26 protein-coding genes are annotated in these 15,243 nt (G+C 40.2%); all 26 read right to left on the bottom strand.

Features of this window, described 5'->3' with window-relative positions; all coding sequences use genetic code 11:
• Positions 1–26: 26 nt before the first annotated feature.
• On the bottom strand, positions 27–320 hold the full coding sequence (locus AC5YCD_RS01640; protein WP_496128378.1) for a hypothetical protein: 294 nt from the start codon (positions 318–320) through the stop codon (positions 27–29).
• 1 nt (position 321) lies between these two features.
• On the bottom strand, positions 322–681 hold the full coding sequence (locus AC5YCD_RS01635) for a DUF3168 domain-containing protein (RefSeq protein WP_496128377.1): 360 nt from the start codon (positions 679–681) through the stop codon (positions 322–324).
• Positions 678–1,169 (bottom strand): HK97-gp10 family putative phage morphogenesis protein, encoded by a 492-nt coding sequence (locus AC5YCD_RS01630; protein WP_496128376.1) that lies wholly within the window; start codon positions 1,167–1,169, stop codon positions 678–680. Before AC5YCD_RS01630 ends, AC5YCD_RS01635 begins: the two co-directional genes overlap by 4 nt.
• A gap of 7 nt (positions 1,170–1,176) precedes the next feature.
• On the bottom strand, positions 1,177–1,521 hold the full coding sequence (locus AC5YCD_RS01625; RefSeq protein ID WP_496128375.1) for a phage head closure protein: 345 nt from the start codon (positions 1,519–1,521) through the stop codon (positions 1,177–1,179).
• On the bottom strand, positions 1,518–1,844 hold the full coding sequence (locus tag AC5YCD_RS01620; protein WP_496128374.1) for a head-tail connector protein: 327 nt from the start codon (positions 1,842–1,844) through the stop codon (positions 1,518–1,520). The genes AC5YCD_RS01625 and AC5YCD_RS01620 overlap by 4 nt, the downstream gene beginning before the upstream one ends.
• A complete protein-coding gene (locus AC5YCD_RS01615) occupies positions 1,807–2,115 on the bottom strand; it encodes a hypothetical protein (protein WP_496128373.1) in 309 nt (102 codons plus the stop codon). Before AC5YCD_RS01615 ends, AC5YCD_RS01620 begins: the two co-directional genes overlap by 38 nt.
• 92 nt (positions 2,116–2,207) lie before the next feature.
• Positions 2,208–3,410, bottom strand: coding sequence for a phage major capsid protein (locus AC5YCD_RS01610; protein ID WP_496128372.1), 1,203 nt, complete (start codon positions 3,408–3,410; stop codon positions 2,208–2,210).
• Between the two features lie 3 nt (positions 3,411–3,413).
• Positions 3,414–4,085 carry an HK97 family phage prohead protease gene (locus tag AC5YCD_RS01605; protein WP_496128371.1) on the bottom strand — a complete coding sequence of 224 codons (672 nt, stop codon included), beginning with the start codon at positions 4,083–4,085 and terminating at the stop codon, positions 3,414–3,416.
• Positions 4,060–5,283 (bottom strand): phage portal protein, encoded by a 1,224-nt coding sequence (locus AC5YCD_RS01600; protein ID WP_496128370.1) that lies wholly within the window; start codon positions 5,281–5,283, stop codon positions 4,060–4,062. The genes AC5YCD_RS01605 and AC5YCD_RS01600 overlap by 26 nt, the downstream gene beginning before the upstream one ends.
• On the bottom strand, positions 5,283–6,986 hold the full coding sequence (locus AC5YCD_RS01595) for a terminase large subunit (RefSeq protein ID WP_496128369.1): 1,704 nt from the start codon (positions 6,984–6,986) through the stop codon (positions 5,283–5,285). The genes AC5YCD_RS01600 and AC5YCD_RS01595 overlap by 1 nt, the downstream gene beginning before the upstream one ends.
• A gap of 3 nt (positions 6,987–6,989) precedes the next feature.
• Complete coding sequence (locus tag AC5YCD_RS01590) at positions 6,990–7,262, bottom strand: hypothetical protein (protein ID WP_496128368.1); 273 nt, start codon at positions 7,260–7,262, stop codon at positions 6,990–6,992.
• A 4-nt stretch (positions 7,263–7,266) separates the two neighbouring features.
• Positions 7,267–7,743, bottom strand: a complete 477-nt coding sequence (locus tag AC5YCD_RS01585) for a terminase small subunit (RefSeq protein ID WP_496128367.1) — start codon at positions 7,741–7,743, stop codon at positions 7,267–7,269.
• Positions 7,744–7,865: 122 nt separating this feature from the next.
• Positions 7,866–8,165 (bottom strand): HNH endonuclease, encoded by a 300-nt coding sequence (locus AC5YCD_RS01580; protein WP_496128366.1) that lies wholly within the window; start codon positions 8,163–8,165, stop codon positions 7,866–7,868.
• Positions 8,128–8,337 carry a hypothetical protein gene (locus tag AC5YCD_RS01575; protein ID WP_407410739.1) on the bottom strand — a complete coding sequence of 70 codons (210 nt, stop codon included), beginning with the start codon at positions 8,335–8,337 and terminating at the stop codon, positions 8,128–8,130. Before AC5YCD_RS01575 ends, AC5YCD_RS01580 begins: the two co-directional genes overlap by 38 nt.
• Before the next feature lies 1 nt (position 8,338).
• Positions 8,339–8,542, bottom strand: coding sequence for a hypothetical protein (locus tag AC5YCD_RS01570; RefSeq protein ID WP_496128365.1), 204 nt, complete (start codon positions 8,540–8,542; stop codon positions 8,339–8,341).
• A gap of 12 nt (positions 8,543–8,554) precedes the next feature.
• Entirely contained in the window at positions 8,555–8,812 is a 258-nt protein-coding gene (locus tag AC5YCD_RS01565; RefSeq protein ID WP_496128364.1) for a hypothetical protein, read from the bottom strand.
• A gap of 1 nt (position 8,813) precedes the next feature.
• The gene (locus AC5YCD_RS01560; RefSeq protein ID WP_496128363.1) at positions 8,814–8,984 is read right to left on the bottom strand and encodes a hypothetical protein; all 171 of its coding nucleotides are present in this window, start codon (positions 8,982–8,984) and stop codon (positions 8,814–8,816) included.
• 342 nt (positions 8,985–9,326) lie between these two features.
• The gene (locus AC5YCD_RS01555) at positions 9,327–10,391 is read right to left on the bottom strand and encodes a hypothetical protein (RefSeq protein WP_496128362.1); all 1,065 of its coding nucleotides are present in this window, start codon (positions 10,389–10,391) and stop codon (positions 9,327–9,329) included.
• A 532-nt stretch (positions 10,392–10,923) separates the two neighbouring features.
• Positions 10,924–11,499: a hypothetical protein gene (locus tag AC5YCD_RS01550; protein ID WP_496128361.1), complete on the bottom strand. Its 576-nt coding sequence runs from the start codon at positions 11,497–11,499 to the stop codon at positions 10,924–10,926.
• A gap of 21 nt (positions 11,500–11,520) precedes the next feature.
• A complete protein-coding gene (locus AC5YCD_RS01545; RefSeq protein ID WP_496128360.1) occupies positions 11,521–11,952 on the bottom strand; it encodes a hypothetical protein in 432 nt (143 codons plus the stop codon).
• The gene (locus tag AC5YCD_RS01540; protein ID WP_496128359.1) at positions 11,949–12,248 is read right to left on the bottom strand and encodes a hypothetical protein; all 300 of its coding nucleotides are present in this window, start codon (positions 12,246–12,248) and stop codon (positions 11,949–11,951) included. The genes AC5YCD_RS01545 and AC5YCD_RS01540 overlap by 4 nt, the downstream gene beginning before the upstream one ends.
• Positions 12,241–12,696, bottom strand: a complete 456-nt coding sequence (locus AC5YCD_RS01535; protein ID WP_496128358.1) for a hypothetical protein — start codon at positions 12,694–12,696, stop codon at positions 12,241–12,243. Before AC5YCD_RS01535 ends, AC5YCD_RS01540 begins: the two co-directional genes overlap by 8 nt.
• A 164-nt stretch (positions 12,697–12,860) precedes the next feature.
• Positions 12,861–13,142, bottom strand: coding sequence for a hypothetical protein (locus AC5YCD_RS01530; RefSeq protein ID WP_496128357.1), 282 nt, complete (start codon positions 13,140–13,142; stop codon positions 12,861–12,863).
• Positions 13,139–13,741 (bottom strand): restriction endonuclease, encoded by a 603-nt coding sequence (locus AC5YCD_RS01525; RefSeq protein ID WP_496128356.1) that lies wholly within the window; start codon positions 13,739–13,741, stop codon positions 13,139–13,141. Before AC5YCD_RS01525 ends, AC5YCD_RS01530 begins: the two co-directional genes overlap by 4 nt.
• Complete coding sequence (locus tag AC5YCD_RS01520; protein ID WP_496128355.1) at positions 13,741–14,526, bottom strand: phage replication initiator YdaU family protein; 786 nt, start codon at positions 14,524–14,526, stop codon at positions 13,741–13,743. Before AC5YCD_RS01520 ends, AC5YCD_RS01525 begins: the two co-directional genes overlap by 1 nt.
• Positions 14,523–15,227 carry a phage antirepressor KilAC domain-containing protein gene (locus AC5YCD_RS01515; RefSeq protein WP_496128354.1) on the bottom strand — a complete coding sequence of 235 codons (705 nt, stop codon included), beginning with the start codon at positions 15,225–15,227 and terminating at the stop codon, positions 14,523–14,525. Before AC5YCD_RS01515 ends, AC5YCD_RS01520 begins: the two co-directional genes overlap by 4 nt.
• Positions 15,228–15,243: the final 16 nt, after the last annotated feature.

Below are 15,243 nucleotides of genomic sequence, written 5' to 3'. Positions count from 1 at the left end.
TCGGACGCTATATAAAAAAATAAGTTTTAAGGATGAACATTGAATATTAGTGCGGCATCACAAGCAATAGCATCTAAAGAACACCATGTATCATAATCACTGAAGCCAAGCTTCTGACAACACTCAATAATTTTTTCAAGTTTCTCGTGTGCACTTAATGGCTTTAAATCAAATATATTTACGCCAGCAGGCTTAAACACTTCATTGTTTACAGCATCAACACCGTTAAAGTTATCCGGTGCTTGCATCACATACCAAACATCAAAACGTTCAGCAACAGTAAGATAAATATCTTGTTTTTGCTCTTCAGATAACTGCATATCAATCCCACCAATTCATATCAAAGCCACGACTACGCAGCTTGGTTTCTGAGTCTTCACCATCAGGATGTTTACCAACATAATAAAGACCAGCATCTTCTAATGTTTGCCGAGCCAATTTACGCAAAGCATTCAGCTGCGGTATTTGAGTCTCATGCCCCCAAATCACGAACTGATAACCACCATTTTCATTGATGGTACCACAGTCGAGCGTATTCTCAGGCGTGGATCCAATGCCCTGCCATACCAAATATGGTGTCTTAGTTCCAATTGGTGCAGAGCTATTAAAAATACGATCAACCAAAGCTTTTTTAAGCTCAGGTTGGGCTGATAAGATTTTAAAAACCGCAGGTTCACTCATAGTTTTGCTAGTTCCTTATCAATTTCCGCCATGACTACTTGAGCAAATTTATCTGTCACAGCCTGTACATTTTGAGCAAAAGCAGGACGCATAAACGGTACCGCAGGCATGTGTGCTGTACCAAACTCTAAAAACCGCCAATAAAAATGATGACCATCCGTTTTATACGTCTTGCCTACACGGCCTAAGCGTCGATTCTGAGCATTGTTTGTATAAGGCACTCTCGCACCACCTTTAACACCCACACGCATTGCAATCTCGTTTTTATTACGAGATTTACCTGCTTGCACAACGATCTGTTTCCAAATCTTATTGCTCGTGTTTGGGTTATCAAGCGTCTTGGCTTTTTCTCTTGCTGCATTGCGTACAATGTTCATTGCTTGACGGGCCGCTTTACGGGAAATGCGCTTAGTAACTTTGACATCACCAAGTTTTTTCAACTTTTCTTGCAACTCATCTAAGCCATGCATTTGCATTTCTACAGACATAGTGCACCTACTCGTCAGTGTGTTTCTCGGTACCATTACTCAGCAAAAAAGTAACGTACTCATAAGAACTATTCGGATCGTCAAGCGGTGGTCCATCTATCGCATAGATTCGACCTTTATGAATCACACGCATGGTGGTATCAATATCTTCACGATATCGAATCTTCATACGTGCAACCGTCTTTGCCTGCCCGGCCTGTGCTGCAAGCAAGTCTTTAGCAGACAATGGCGTGACTTTTGCCCAGAGCTTGGCGTAATCAATCCAAACCTCAGGCAGCGGATAGTTATTTTCGTCGCGACCTGATTGTTTGCATTGAATCGTGACACGATGACGGAGTTCACCAACTCTCATAAGTTCACCCAACGATGGCGTTTCCAAAACCAATCTGTAGATTGTGGAATATTTACTGCTATAGCACCTAATGCAACAGACTCTCGATTTGCATACAAGTGACCTATCAGCATATGAGCACCTTGGATAATAGATGGTGAAATGTGTATCCCATTTTTTACATCATCGGGAATCTTCACATCTTGTGCATACAATTTTCTATTTGTGGTTTGTTCAAAAGTTTCAAAAGCTACAGCTATAAGATCCTCAATCAATCGGTCTTCATCATCATGATCAATACGTAAATTAAGTTTGACTTGATCCTTGGTTAGAAACTGCGTCATTTTTTACACCCTTTCCGCGTGTCCGCTTTGGTTTTTCTGCTTGCTTTAATGTAGCATCGGCATCGGCATCGGCATCGGCATCGGCATCGGCATCGGCATCGGCATCGGCATCGGCATCGGCATCGGCATCGGCATCGGCATCGGCATCGGCAGATGGTTGCACAGGAAATGCTACTTGCAACTGTTCGATCGCAATCTTAGCCACCCGTTCATCTACCTCATGCGTACCTGGTTCAATTTCAATCACCCGATTACCATTATCAACAGCCACTTTAAAAGTCTTTATCACATCAATAATTGGTGGCAATTTAAAATACTCCAAAAAAACAAAGCCCCATATTTGGGGCTTTATTAATATTTAGACTAAGCAGCAGAAAGAGTTAACACTTTGATAGCATTTGAATCCAACAGCATGCCACCTACACGTTTTGTTGTATAAAACTCAATAAATGGTTTAGATGAGTACGGATCTCGTAATACATTCGTACCTAGACGATCAACCACAGCGTAACCACGTTTAAAGTTACCAAACATGATTGCATTCGCATCTGCTGCAACATCCGGCATATCTTCATTTTCAGCAATGCCATAACCGAGCAATGTAGACGGCTGATCCAATTGCGTACTAGGCTGCCAGATATAATTACCATCTTGGTCTTTAATTTTGCGGACACGAGCAATCGTTAGACCATTCATCATCCATTTAGCGCCATTACGGTAACCCTTACGCGTCCCATAAATTAGATCAATTAAATTATCGTAATTGAAGTCACCAGCAATGCCTGAGTTGAATTTTTGTAATTGACCAAAGGTACGAGTCTTATCACCTGCTGCTGAAAGTGTATGTGCCAAAATACCTTTTGGTTTTTTGCTGCCATTACCTGTTAAGAATGCTGCTGCTTCCTGTTCAGCAAATTCCATTGCTACTTCACTTGCAATCCACTGCTCAACATCAAAAAACATATCGTCAAGTGCTTGCTGTGTAGATTTTGGTTTAGCATAAACCTCACCCATAGTAGCAATGATTTCTTTAAGTTTTGGTGAGTTCGTCTCTGAGCGCTCATCAGTTTCGCCTACCCACCCAGAGCTTGCACCACCAACATTGACCATTTTTTTATAACCAGATGCACTAATAATAATTGAACCACACTCTTCACGCATCACGTTGTCTTTACGCAAGATTTCAAGAAGCGATTGATCGAGTTCAGGAGGTGCAGCATAACCACCATCTTCTGACACACCCACTTGAACCGCCTTTTGCTGTAGTTCTGCAAGCCCATCTTCACGACCTTTGCGAATAAACTGACCAAAAGCTGCCTTATGCTCATCCGCCTCTTTACGATCAACACCACCTGGACGTTTAGCGGCCTTAAGTTCTTTTTCAAGTTCGCTTTTCAACTTATCCAACTCACCGAGCTTTTCATTCAGTGAGTCAACTTGACCAGATAGTTTACTTTTTTCAGCTTTAATCGCTTCAAGTTCTTTATCGTTTGCTTTTTTGAAGTCGTCAAATGCACCTTTGATGTCGTTTGCAACTTCTTCAATATCTTTCTTTTCAATCGTCATGATTTATTTACCTGCAAAAATAGATGTTAAGTTTTTCAGTGCCTCAAGCGCATCTTCACCTGTTTCAGCATCTCGCTGATGCAGTGCGCTATAGCCTTTAGCCATGAAGCATTTGGCCTGTGTACGTGAAAAACCCAATGCCTCTCGCAGGGCTCTTTCAACATTTGATGGTGATGGAACTTCACCCGCTTCAAGCTGCGATTTCACTTCTGAAATGCGTGCTTCATCATTTGCAGGAAATGTCACTAAAGACACTTCCCACAAATCAATATCTTTTAATTTATAAATACCAAGTTGTTTATCATATTCATAATCACGCAGAATATAACCAATCGACAAACCACCAAGTGATCCAGCTTTCAAATGAGCGTAAGCACGTTTTGCCAACTGATCATCATCAATTAGCAATTTCCCTTTCACCCATAATCCATGCTCATCTTCTTTCATTTCGGTATAGATACCAATTGGTTCAGATGTTTTGTGCTGCCAAAGCAATGCAGGAAGACGACCTTTCTTTGACCACTCTTCTAATGTGCGTTTAAACGCCCCTGGCATTACTGCATCACCATAACTGTCTTCAACTCCAAATACGGAGCCATAACCAGTAAATTCACCTGATTCAGAAACAGTTACGTCTTTTAATTGAATATTAAGATGCTTTAGTTGCATCGCCATCCCCCTCAGGTTTTGTGGTCATATTAAGTGGCGTTAAATAAATATCACCGCCCTCGCGTGGGTTTAAATCTTCTAATTCACGACAATCATTTGGGCTTAAAATCCCCCACTGAATACCCTTACCATAAGATTCGTAACGACCCTTTAAGTCACCTCGAAGCAAGGCACCAGCATTAAATTTTGCATAATGATTTTTACGATCTTTTTCACTAAGCAAACCAACCTTGATGCGCGATTCAATTCGAGTCATATAAGGTACAAGTGAATAATTCACAAAGCTCATACCCATGTGCTCAATATTGTTAAGCGTCATTTTTTCCATATTTGCTACAAGATGAGGTGGTACGCGAAATAATCCACAAATTTCCGTTGCCTGATACTGACGTGTTTCCAAAAACTGGGAATCTTCAAGATTAAGTGCAGTTGGTTTCCACTTTAAGCCTTGTTCTAGAATCATAGGCTTATAAACATTGGCCAAGCCTGTGTGATTTTCGGTAAATTCTTCTTTTAAGCGACTAAATGCAGCATCCGAAAGCTGTTCATCTGTTTCTAAAACACCTGAAGTTACAGCACCATTTTTGAATAAATTGGCACCGTGATCTTCTGTGTCCATACCTAAACCAATACATTTTCGTGCATATGTAATCGGGTTAAGCCCAAGTAATCCATCAAGAGTAAAAAGACGCACATGCCAAATTTCATCTTGACTCAATACTTTAGTTCCATCACCTTTAAAATTAACCGAATATTCAACAGTCCAATCATCTTTTAACTTTGGTGTAACGCTTGCTGGATCAATTGGCAGTAACTCAACAACATTACCTAGTGCATACACCTTGTAGGCATAGAAATTTCCACGCAAACATAGGCACACCATTAACAACTCCCAAAATTCTTGAGCTGTCATATAGTCATTTGGTGCTACATATAGCAAATCATGTAGTTTGTGATTTTCAGCAGGCTCTTTATTACGACCATTTTTCTTATACAATCGACAAGGAAGCATACCTATTGATTCAGAGAGAACCCGAACACATGTAAAAACAGTTGACAGTTGCATCGCAGTTAGAGGGGTTACCGACCGACCACCTACAACTGCGTTTGCTCCAAACATTTTTGCTAAATCATCTGGGCTGGAAATTGGATTGGACTTCATGTTAAGCCCAAGCACATCCATTAATTTTGTCTTGAAACTCATTACAATCTTCTAATCCCGTATTTTTCCAAGTGACTTGAAAGTGTTGTTTTACTATCTTGATCAGCACACATCGTCATTAGCGCAACTGCGTTAAACAATGCAATCAATGGATCAATCTTGCCCACGCCCGACTCTTGTTTACTGATCATCATGCCGTTGCCCTTCACGACTGCACGCGCATTACCCACACACCAAGTCATCAGCTCAAGGCCCTCATGAAAGAGATTACCTTCCGCCAATTTGCGTTCAGTAGTCATGATGTAGCCCATTAACTTAAAGCCCTGCGGTACTGCAACCAACTTTTCTTCAGGAATGCCCGCATCGAGTAAACCATCGAGTAAACCGCCCAAGCCAAGCGGATCAAGCCCAACTTTGTCGAGTTTTCCGCTGTCATAAACTTGCTTGGCCAATATCGCTAGTTGGTCAATATCATCACCAACTCGCTCAACGATTGTTAAGCTTTCCTCTTTTTCATAGTCGGCATACTTGGGTGCATTTTCCTTACGTCTTTCGACGGCAGTTTTATTGCACCAAGCTCTTGACCATGTAAGCCAAATACGTGGGTTTGTTTTTAATCGACCAACAGCGCTAAACCCGAGCAAGTCATCAAGACCGCCGCCATCAATTCCAAGCGTGATGACATCGCACACTTCAATCATGTGTTCAAGTGTGATGTTTTTATCTGCTTGTTGAAGCCAATACTCAGCACCTGCCCAACGATTTGCCCTAAGATTTAACCCAATTGGTACGTTTAAATGCTTGGCTAAGAAGTCACGCAATGACTCTTCACCTGCGTCACGTACTTTTTCAAACTCATTGATTAAATAATCAAGATCAACCGATGCGCCCAAGTTGGGATTAGTCACATAAAAGTTTTCAGGCTTTAAATGCTCACCAGCTTCAAGCATCCACTCGGGAAACTCATAAATCAGCGGTAAAAACTGCGGATTGACTTTGATGCCATCTCGAATGTCACGGGCATAATCAAGCAGCTGCTTAAACACACCACATGGCACTTCATCCGACATGGTAGACAGATAAATTACGCATCCCTCAGGACGTGATGCCAAACCACCTTTTGCTTCACGAAACATGGATTCAGCATTGGCACGTTTACCAAACAACCAAATCTCATCGATCAAGATGATCGTGGCCTTTTTACCTGCAGCAGCATTACTTTCAGCAGCAATCACCTTAAGCACAGCACCGGTACCCAAATGGGTTACTGTTTTAGTGTGCTCAGAAATATTAAACATTTCTGAAAGTTCAGGATCAGCACGAATAAAGTCACGAATCGGTACGAATGAGTTGTCAGCAACTTCTTTTGTGGGTGCTAATAAAATCAATTCTGCTGACATACGATCATTCAAGATCAATGCCGTCATCATGACACCGGCAGCAATCGTTGATTTCGTATTTTTTTTACTGATCAACAAGAAGAATTCACGAATGAGTCGCTTCTTCTGCACTGGATCGTAGGCACCAAAGATGGCACGAACAAACTCAATCACCCAATCAAGTGTAATATCACCCATCTTGGGGCTACCAATTACATCAACTAGAATTAATTCTTTAAAGATTCTTTCTGCTACGTCCGCAACTTCAGGGAAAAGTGGCTTACATGGCATTAAAGATTGTTTAGCAACAATACGCTCCTCCCAGTCTGGGCAAGCTGTTGTCCATTCTGGAAGTTGTGCTGACATTATTTAATCTCTCTTTAAGTTATCTTCACTTAAAAATATTTCGCAATTTTCAATGAATGCCTTATTCCCGCAGTAAGCGATCTCACCGAAATAAAACATGAATTCATGCATTTGCAATTTGACATACCCATCCGATTCAACCCTTAAATCTTTCAGGATATCTAAGGTTTTTATACCTTTTTGCATTTCTAGGCGTTTTTTACGATAGTGATCGTTACCGAATTGAGTGGGTTTGAAGCGAACATAATAATTAATATTAAAAGATACTTGAGACATGAGATTAACTCCGCATTTGTGAACCAAGTGTTCCAAATTTCCCACCACCATTGGTTTTGTTTTTGGCTTCCTCTGCTTTTTTCTCTTTCTTGCCTTGTTCAGCAACTTTGCCGTGCACATAAGGCAATGCAGCACGGGCAGCATTCACCCGAAGCATCATTTCGTTACCGCCGTTTTTCATCACAGCAATTAAAAACTCAAGCGGGTCATCAGATGTAAACTCATCTTCAAGTGGGTCATCATCTTCATGACTTGATGTATTTTGAGCTTTAACTTTTGGTTTTTCAGAAGTTAAACTTTTACCCTCTTTATCTGCCTTTAACTTTTCAATATAAACACAGACTTCAGGGTCTTTTCTTAATTTCGAACCTGCTTGTGATGCTGTTTTTTCCGCATAACCCGCTGAAATTGCTGCGTCTTTATTGGTCATACCGTCAACCACGGCATGAGCAAATTTTCTCATTTTTTCACTTAATGCCATGACTAACCTTTAACTTTTAACCTTTAACTTTTTAACTTTTCGCTTTAACTTTTGCTGAAAAGGGAAATTTTTTTATAAATGAGATGGGGTGCGGTGTCCGACAAGCAAAAGCTGTGAACTTTTTACCTCCCCCCTCGGGATTCTTGGTGAGTTTTCTTTTTATGGCATGGTACGCACAAACTTTGCAGATTAGATTCATCATCCGTGCCACCTTGGGCCACATTCACAATGTGATCAAGCTCAAGCTCTGTCGTCACACGACCACAGCACTTGCATGTCCAATCATCACGTTTATGGATCTCAGCCTTAAGCCTGCGCCAAGGTCTACCACCACGACCTTTTCCCCAGCTCTTCTTTAATGGAGTATATAAAGGCTTTGGTGTCTTAGCTTGCAGCTTGGTCTGTAGTCTTAGCAACTTCATTCAATGTCACCCGAACATCAACACCATCTTTCAGATCGATAGCGATATAACTAATATCAAGACCCTGACTAGCATACTGCTCAACAGTGGTTAGCAATGCCAACTCAAGCTCTTTACGTTGTTTTGATTTGCTGGCAACAACAGAAGCACCAGCATTCTTAAGACCAAACATATTAGTCATCCAAAGATTTATATTTAGGTGAAGCATCTTCATCATCTTCACCACCATCTAAGTGGATCAGTAGCTCATTGATCTGAGCGTTCTGCTCATTGTTAATCTGAATCAGATGGTTGTTTTGTTCGATTAGCTTGTTGTTCTGCTCGATGAGTTGCACTAACAAGCTGTGCGATTCGCAGTTTGAGTTTTGCTTTGGCATCTTCAGTCCACTTTATGATTTTGCGTTGACGTTCTTTACAGGATTTACAAGCCACTTCAAAGCCTCCTCCAAATCATCTAAGCGATAGTAGTTATGTGGATTATCACGACCGACATAAAACTTGTCTGATGTGTAACCATGTAGACCGCCGAAGCTATCTGTCCACTCATCCACGTAATAAACAGCTTCAGGATGTCGATTATCTATTTGCCATTGAGCTGCTTCTACGCCAATCTTCTCAATCAGATCCAAACACTTTTGCTTTGGCATATCACTTACCCAACTGTTCTTCTAAAACACGCACACGATCTTTCATCGTACGAATTTCATCATTACAAGCACGAATAAAAATCGCACTTGAGTAAGTGTGATTGTATTGCTGCAGGTAACGAATCTTGCTTTTATACAAATCGATGTTGCTTTGCGCTTCTACACGATCCATAACCACTCCAACCTCAACCGAGGAAACGTTGCTAAATGACTAAGCAAACGTAGCGAAAGCCATTTGAGAATAAGAAAAGAAAAACCCTGCTGAGTATCTAGAATCAGCAGGGTTTTATGTGCCGTAATCCGTTCGGCAAAAAGCTCTTATTTCTAAGAACTCAGGGAAAATCACTTGGGCGAAGTAATGCGCAGGTAAGCACTCTAATCATTAAATCTGCAAAAGATTAAAGTTACTTAAACAGATTAAATCATAAATACGTTACTCCCCAGATTGACCAATAAAAAAAGGGCATGATTATTAGCCACACCCTTAACATATAGATTTTATATCTGGTAAAAATTAATCTTCTATTTTTTCCTGCAAACTTGCAATGCTAACTATCACTGCATCTTTGTAATTATTGCCAAATTTATTTACATTCATGTTCACACGAATAGGTAATCTAAGATTGGCTACACTAGTAAGCAAATCAATATTTTCATTATTTGATGTTAAATCTTCAAAGATGGCAGATATTTCAAAATCACTAGTATGATCTTTTAGTTTTATACGGTAAGCCTCTGTATTAGAGTAATCAATATTAATAATTTGATAAACACCATCTAGGCGAGAAGGTAACCATTTATTTTTCGGGGTTGTTACAATTTCCTTCGCTACAGAAGCATCTAAACATATGCCCTGAATCTCTACTGTTTCCGCACCAGAGTTTGCCATGGCCCGAACCATTGTTTCTTTAGATTCATTAACAACCTCAGATATCTCTTTAAGCTTAGGATGCATTGCTATAGCTTGCGTGAAAATTTTCATATTTTCTTGATTGATTTTAGAGTGCTCTAATGCATTAGAGTTAGCTTCTTTTAAAACCTCAAGTTGGTGAAGCATATTTTGCTTTTGTTCATCAAGCTTTACAGCACCTTCGAGCTCTGTAATTTTTTCATTACTTTTTGCTTGGACATAAGTAGCCCAGGCTTTATTACCAGCCCATCCCACACCGAATAAGATAAAAACAGCTAATATATATTCACTAGGCATTTTATCCACCGTAGATGCAATAAACTTTCCACCTAATTCTTGAAGATCAATTCCTAAAATCGAACTACCTTCACTTACCTCAATATCAATTTCAAGATCTGAACGTTCTTGATAACTTAAGAATCTTGTTGATTCCATATCTTTCGCTATTGCATAAGATTGGTAGATACCATCTTGTAACGCCAGCAAACCCTTCATTACCGTAGCATTAATACTTGAATGAAAGTCATCACCAGTTAAGCGAATTTTTAGTTTCGCCCAATCACCAAATTCGATATTAGCAATATCAAATTTATCTTCCCCCCGAAGTACTCGGCTTAACAGCTCTAAAGCTTCATCTTCACTATTAATTATTAGTTTATCAACCGCCATGATAATTCCGATAGTTTTTACCGTACAAAAATTGTCACAATTATAAGCTTTTAATATATTAAATCATTAATTTTTCAGAAAATACTTCTACCAAAATAGAAAAGCCCACTACTAGTGTAGTGAGCTCTTCTGAATTTGGTGCGGCGGGCAGGATTTGAACCTGCTCATGAATGTTGGGCTTCTCACTTATGAATCAAAACTTATTAGTTAACATTATCATTCAGGTTCGCCGCAATACCCAACAACAAACCGCCTGAATGCTTTTTAAATTCATTCCTTTCTCCACTCTTAAAGTATCATTTACTAGACCACGACATGTTTGAACAAGCGAAGCGAATTGGATCCCGAATGTAATGCACACAAAAATAAATCTCTGATCCACCTCTCCCGACCATTGATCGACTGGACTTACAATAATGCCAACTTTCATAGCCAAGAACGCGAAACTTTTTTGGTTGTCGTAGATTTAACCACTATACGACCAGTATAGTGAAACTATATATCATTCAGGAAAATATTCCTAGAACTTTTTCTAAGCATCTTTATAAGTCTGTTTTTTGTATTCTTTAATCCATTTTGCAGCCTTATCAATAGCCGACTCAATGGCAATGACCATAAGTTTCTCATATTGCTTCCAAGTACATTCGTAAGCCTTCAAAGTCATTTGATTTGATCCGATACCTGCATAATACAATCGACCATGTTCAGTGAAGTTTCGTTCTAACGCAGGATTCAAAGCAAAATCAATCACCATACGAGCAATCAAGAAAGATAGATGAACACTATTGATATTCTTTGGTTCACGCTTTCCGTCAGCCTTCGCATTAGTCAGCATAATATTCATAAGGTGGTTTCGCACACATTCATAGTCACCTTGACTATTGCCACTAAAAACAATCAATGCCGTAATAGATTTCTCTAACTGATTTTCCATTTTACCAATTACCCCCAAGCGATCCTGGTAATCAATTGGCTTTTCGCCGGTACTATGCCCCTCATTACCAAACTGTGGTGACTTAGCAGTAATCCCCTTTGTTAACCATTCAAATTCCGCAAATTTCTCTGAAAAAACTACATTTGTCATACTTTCATTGACTGCTACATTCATACCCTATACACCCTAAACCTATTAAATTTTAAAGAATCGCCCGACTACCAACATTGCTGCATCACGGGCATGTTCACTTGTTCGTTTTGTCCAACCAGTACGCTTTGCAAATTGATCCACTTTAAGCTTTGTTGTATTTGCCTTTGGATGGACCATCAAATAATGAAACTCTTGCTCTTTGCACCAATCTTCCCAGATCAGCGCATCACGCTTGACTGAGCCGACCCCTTGCAGCTTTTCACGTCCACCTGTAACAAAAGTGCGCTTTCGTGCATCTTCGATATACAGCTTCATATTTTCTTTGCCGTACTGCTCGGCTAGTTGTTTGACACGATCCATTGCCTTGGTAATCGAAAGTGTCTGCACTTCTTCTAATTGGCCGCCGTTACCCAAGTCATGAGCAACGGCGTAACCTGTTTTAACGCCTGTATCGATGCCAATTAGTATCTTCAAAGATCACCTTCTGTTAGTTCAGCACTAAGAATCTTGTAAGCGCTTGTCCATTCATCTAACTGATTCATTGCCGACTGCATTGTGTCTTTTAAATTAGCAATTTGGTCTTGTTGTTCTTGCAACTTCCCTTTGTAGACTGCGAGTTGTGTCTGCCACTGCTGCCAAGTCTGATAAATCATTTGAACTGGTAAAACTCGGTACTGATTCTTCTCATTAATAAAAAGCGCATCACCATGGATGTAACGCATTTTTGGATAGAATTCCTGTTGCTCAAACCACTGTTCAAAATCACCCATGGTTAGCTCCACACTTACGTTCGGCATCCAAAATGGCTTGTGGAAAAAAACTCTCTTGCAGAAAATTAGGTGAAATATTTTTAGTAATTGGCTTATTGCTCATTGGTCCAACAAACCAATCTATAAAGGATTTAATGCGCTCAATTGTGAGTGGACCGTCATAATCACGATTGTGAATGCAAATCAAATCAGAGCATGGCTCATCTTCATCAGCACAAAGAAACACCATCTCATTACCCGTGCCAACACAGATCGCTTTTAGATAACGATTTCGGCCTAAATCAAAGCGCATCGTATTACCTAATGTGAATAATGCTGAGAACTTAAAAAAACCTATTTTTGCAAGATCATCATTATTTAGATCTGCTCGATGTGTTTCAGGATAAAGCTGCTCATCGCTATAGCCCGACTGCATCACATCCCAATCGTTTTCAATTTGATTTGTCATTTACCTATCCACCTAAATTTGTTTTCAAAATTCTTATTTATTGGTCCTACGTACGGTGCCCATACAAAGTGATACCAGTAGAACCATTGGCCGCCTTGGTTTTTCCAAAGCGTGCCGTCATCTTCAATATGTGTGGCTTCGGACTGCATTGCATTTGCCCACGTTTAGTTACCTGTTATTTGGGTATCTGTAGCACCAAATAGCTGTTTAGCTTTACCGGTTAAGAAGTAGCGATACTCAAGCTCATCTTCTTCACGCACTAAATACACAAAACCAACTTCACGCAGTGATGTTAGATAGCGCTGTACTGTCCTGCGGCTCGCTTCAGGCATTGCTTGTTTCCAAATTTCACCTGTTGTTGAGGCTTTGGTATTTTTAATTGCAAGCAATACATCAATACCTTGACTTAGAACGATAGCCCGATTGCATTTACGCACTTCGTTCACGCTGCACCACCTACACGCTTACCAACTTTTCCAAGCTTGGCCGCCAACTCAGGCGGACATGGCACACCGTTACGTGGCGCATTCGAATAACCAAGCTGCTTAACAGGTACAGGCGCTACCCACATTTCTTGCTCATAGCCCTTTTCTGTTGCTTTGCGTAGGTAATCCTCATAAATATCTTTAAAAGCTCTGTGTGCGGCTTTTTGACCCTCTACATTCATGATGTGACGTACTTCGTCGAGTGCAGCTTTGGTTAATTTAGTGATCTTGGCGGTTGGATCTGCTTCAAACTGTAGCGCCTTAGCCCAAGCCTGCTCTGCTGTCCACCAATCTGATGCCAAACACATATTTCGCAGCTCAGGTAAAGATGGACACCATTTTTCACTTAGCATGCGATTTAGACCGCGCTCCAGCTGCTTAGGTGTAATCCCGTTCAGCACCAAGCAAGTGGTTTGTTGAAGTTGCTCAGGATCAATTGCAGCAAACTTTTTGTCGAACTCAGCACCGTAAAGCTGTTGCATACGACCCAAGACTTGATCAGCAATCTCAATAGGGAAATTAGAAGCCAATGCGTTTTGAAATGCTTGAAGATTACTCATTAGTTCACATCCTTAAATTGTTGCACTGGTGCTTGTTGACCAAAGCGATGGCGTTGCATTGGCTGTTGGTTTTGAACTGATGTTTGTTGTTTGGGTGGGTAAACACTTTGATAGCTTCCAATGATTGAAGCTTCCAATGACTGGTTTGCCTGATCACCAAAGCCAATCAATTTTTTAATCAAAAGATTTACGGCGTTTTCAGTGAGTGGTTTTCTGATGCTGTTGCGCATATCAACAAATTGAATCCATAGATCACGATTTACGTTCAGTGGTAACTCAATTTGTTTTGCATCGAATGCATTTGGTTTTTCAGCCTTAGGTTTCTCAGATTCACTCTTACTTTTTTTATTTATTTTTTTATTTTGTAGAGTGTCTTTTGATAGTGTCTTTTGTGTGTAAAGATTTTTTACTAGTACTAGTAAAGATTTTTTACTAGCGTGGTTAAATTTCTTTACTAGTAAAGATTTTTTACTAGGCACTTTTAGCATCCAACCAACGGCACAATCGTCATTCAATTTGAATGAATTTCCATGCACAGTAGACTCGCACTCAATAACCAAACCAACCTGAATTAACTCAGCAAGTGCCTTGGTAATTGTTGGTCGGCTTTTACCAGAAATCTTCTGAAATTGACTCAGGGAAATTGAATCAACCTCTTTGTACCAGCCGCGTGTTTTACGGCAGATAATCAGGTATAACTTTGCAGCAACGTCACTGATCTGACACAACACTTCATCAACAAATGCATTCGGCACCTGGAAGCTATTAGGAATAAAACTGCTCATGCCGCTTCTCCTTTCTCTAACCAAGCAGAAATGCGAGTAATCAGCTTTTGAGTCAGCTTAACTTGCGTGAATACCTTTTCGCCCGACTCAAACAAACGTGGTGCAGAAGTCACAACACGTACAAGTTTGCTATCAATTGATTTTTGATAAGCTTGGATTTTCCCAAACTGATCTCTGTAAACAACTTTGTGATCAAGGAGATATTGAGTCAGTTTGTTCTGCCCGATCTGTAGCGCTTTGGCCGCTTCACGAATACCTAAAACATTGGTGCTATTGGCAATGCGATCTAGGCCTTTAGCCTTTGGCTCTAATACAGCAACCTTTTCACTCAATTCGATATTGAGTTTGGCTTGAACTTCGATTGCTTGTAGTAAGTGCGCAGGATTTGTAATGTCAAAAGCCGTGCGTTGTTCTAGTTCTTGCCAACGATCCACAAGACGTGCAGTAAATTCAGGATAAAGTTGAGCAACAACAATAATGCTGTCTCGCTTACCCTGCTCACCAGTGAAGACATAAACTTTTGGGATAATGCCATTGGCAGATTTAATCCCGTCCTCAATTTGAGGATGGGCAATAACGCCATGCTCAACAAGCATTTCAATTTTGCGTTTTACATTGTCATGACGTTTTTGACATAGCTCTGAAATTTCAAAACTTGTCATACGCTTTTGATTATGATTAAATTGTGTCATCATATTCATGTTCATTTACCCTGTT

This window comes from Acinetobacter sp. CY05, from assembly GCF_059515805.1.
This window is presented reverse-complemented; position numbering and strand designations above follow the sequence as displayed.